1 protein-coding gene is annotated in these 3,258 nt (G+C 64.3%); it reads right to left on the reverse strand.

What is annotated here, in order from left to right; genetic code table 11:
• Window positions 1-5: 5 nt before the first annotated feature.
• Window positions 6-3,258 (reverse strand): helicase-related protein (locus ACPLUI_RS15140; RefSeq protein ID WP_424661069.1); only part of this gene is annotated, 3,253 nt, incomplete at its 5' end.

Genomic DNA, 3,258 nt, shown 5'->3' on the forward strand with positions numbered 1-3,258 from the left:
ACCGGCTAACATATTTGCCGCCCCCTGGCTTCTATCTCGCGCTGCAGGCGCGCCAGCACCGTATCAACGCGGAGTTCGCTTTTGCGCACTTTCATACTGTCCGCCAGGCGGCTGGCGGCGTCGACGGCTGCCCGGGCCAGGACGCGCGGCACCAGGAGGTGAGCTTTGCCGCCGGCGCCGGGCACCTGGCAGTCGAACAGCAGCTCCCCGGCAATTGCCCTGAGGACCTCCGCCGGCAGCCCGCCGGTAAGAATTTGTTCCCGCTCCTCGATCAGGGAAGCAACTTCCCGCAGGACGGGCCAGAAAAGCGCCCCTTCCCCGGCAGGCCGCGCCCTGGTCTCAAGAAGGTCACGGATCACCAGGAAATTGAACATCTCCTGCGCCCGGGCGGCGCGGATGTTCTCCCGTTCGATCCGCTCCGCCGCCAGGCAGGGTGCGAACTCTTCCCGGGCCAGCAGCTCCAGTTTTTCCCGCAGCGGTGCGACCTCCGCTTCTGCCAGGGATTCCTCCTCCGCCAGGCAAAGGCCCTCCAGGTCGCTCCACCCCCGGATGAGCCGGACCTGGCGGATGCCACCGGCCCCGCGGCAGGCCGCCGCGTAACCCACCATCTCCACATCATTCATGCCGGGAACTTTAACGGCTACCCGCCGCACGCACCCGGGCAGCCCGAACCTGCCGAACTGTTCCAGGACGGCATCGAAGAAGGGATCGCCGTACGAGGCAAAATGAACGCGCACTCCACCGCCGGCCAGGCCTTCCTCGTAAAGCTCCCGGGAAACGGTGAGGACTGCTCCATCCGGCACGCCGTCTATACCGGAAAGCGTAAGATGCGGTCCGGGCTCCAGGGATACGGTACATCCCAGGGTCCGCAGATACTGCGATCCGCTCAGGGCCTCCCATATGGCCGGCAGGTCCACCGGGGCGGCCCACCCGTCGCCAGACCGGGCTGTGCGCATGTAGATTTCGTAAAGTTCTTCCGGGCGGATCTCCATGCTCTCCACCCGCCGGCGCTGGACCTCAATCCTTTCCCGGGCGCGGGCCCACAGTCCTTCGGAAGTGAGCTTTCCTTCGGCCAGCTCCTGAAAATCTTCCGGTCCCACCGGGAGCAGCGAGATCTGCTGCGTGCCCACGATCATGTTAGCCTGGGCCAGGCGGGACAGCAGGCGGATATAAACCTCTTCCTCGGCACTACCCGAATAACAGAGGTTGAGAACATGGATGTCCTCGTACTTCTGCCCGATGCGGTCGATGCGCCCGATCCGCTGCTCCACTTTCATCGGGTTCCAACCCAGATCGTAGTTGACCAGCAGGTCGGCGGTCTGCAGGTTTAAACCTTCCGCCGCCGCATCCGTGCAGACAAGGACGTCGATCTCGCCGCGCAGGAACCGCTCCTTCACCTCTTCGTGGTCCACCGGGATCATCTTTCCAGATCCGGGGTCGAAATACCCGGCCTCCCGACCCGCATAGGTGCCGACGAGCATCTGGGGATCAGCCCGGCGCAGCCGGGTTACGATATCCCTGAGCGTATCGTAAAAACGGGTGAAGACGACGGTCTGCCGGATGCGCCCGGTCTGCCGGTCCCGGCGCCGGTTTAGCGTGTCAAGGAGCACCTTCATTTTGGACGGCAGTCCGGTAATATCGGCCATTTCCTCGAGCATGGTTTTAAGACGGTCCCGCTCCCATTCCAGGTCAGCCGGAGTCCTGTTCTTCAACAGGGATTCGGAGGCTAAGGGCAGGTCGTCCTCGATTTCATCCTCAAATACCGGGTGCGCAAGCGGGAAAAATTCAGGTTCGGGTTCACCTGCCTCTTCAACGAGCTGATTTTTCAGCGTGGCTTCCACCTTGCGCAGGCGCCGCCGCAGAGTCTCGCGGAGCGCATACAGGCTGGAGGCGAACCGGAGGCGCAAAAAGCTCAGCAGGAAACTGACCATCTGGCGGGTCTGCTGGTCTTTACGCCCGCTGAGCTGGCCGGCCAGGCCGGCGCAGTATTCTTCCAGCTGATCGTAGATACGCCGCTCCAGCGGGGTAAAGACGATCCGGGGCACAGGCAAAATGTGGCGCCGGGGTAGGTTCTGCTGCAGCTGACCGTTGTCACGGTAGATTTCCAGCAGGCGCCGGGTATGGCGCAGCATCACCCGCGAGAGCGGCGACGCGCTGAAAATCAGGCGGTACATTAACTCCCGGTCCCTGCCCCGGGGAACCCGCCCGTATTCAAGCCATTGCCGCACCGCCGTCCGGATGCGCCCGTCGATGATACTATTTTCAATATAACGCCAGAGCACCGGGTCCTGCATCTTGACTGCCCGCACAGCGCGCCGCAGGAACTCCCACTCCTGAACGCCGGCCTCCTGCCCGCGCACGAGCCTGCCCAGGATCTCGTAATAGTGCATGGTCAGTGCCGGGTCGAACTGGAAGACACCGGCCCGGTTGGTCAGGGCCAGCAGGTCGCACACCTCCACGGGGTCGATCTGCATGGGTGTGGCGGTGGCCAGCCACAGGCTGCGCGCCCTGGCCCGCAGGTAATCGCGCACAGCCAGGTAGAGGTGCCCGTATTCCGGGTGCTCCTGCAGGCCAGCCTGGGGGTTCTTCCTCCGCAGCGCGTGCGCTTCATCCACCAGGGCAATGTCGAATGGTACGGCGCTCTTGAGAGCCGCTGCCCGTTCCCGGCGGGCGAGCAGCCCTGTGGACACGATGACCAGGTCCGGCTCGTAAATCGATGCCGCCGCCCGGTTCTCTGCAAGCGGGAAGATGTATTCATGGGAGATCTCCGGGCTGGTGCGCGCCCGGCTGAAGGAAAGCAGGACCCTGGACGCCATCTGGCGCTGCCACTGCCGGGTAAGGCCGGCCGGTGCGGCAATAAGGATGCGCTTCACCAGGCCCGAAAGGTACAGGGAGCGGAAGGCCAGCCCGGCTTCGATGGTCTTGCCCAGGCCCACCTCGTCGCACAGTAGATAAGAGTGCGGCCAGGTTTCCACCAGCCTTTGCACGACCACGGCCTGATGCGGCCACGGTTCCACAGGCGCGGTCTTTATGCCCACGAACCGGCCGCCGGGCATTTTCGGCGCGTCGCGCAAAACGGCAAACCGCAGCCGCTCCATAGCCGGAGGCGGTTCCACCGCCCCGGAGGCGGCACTGGTGCCGTCAATCTCCACCGGGCGGTCAATCCCTTCCGCAATCCGGACCAGGCGCCGCTTAACCGCCTCCGGCAGGGTCATTACCGGCAGGTGGGAGACCCGGCCCTGCCAGAGGTTTTCAAAA

The organism is Desulfofundulus sp. (assembly GCF_049701015.1).
In the GTDB taxonomy this organism is placed as follows: domain Bacteria; phylum Bacillota; class Desulfotomaculia; order Desulfotomaculales; family Desulfovirgulaceae; genus Desulfofundulus.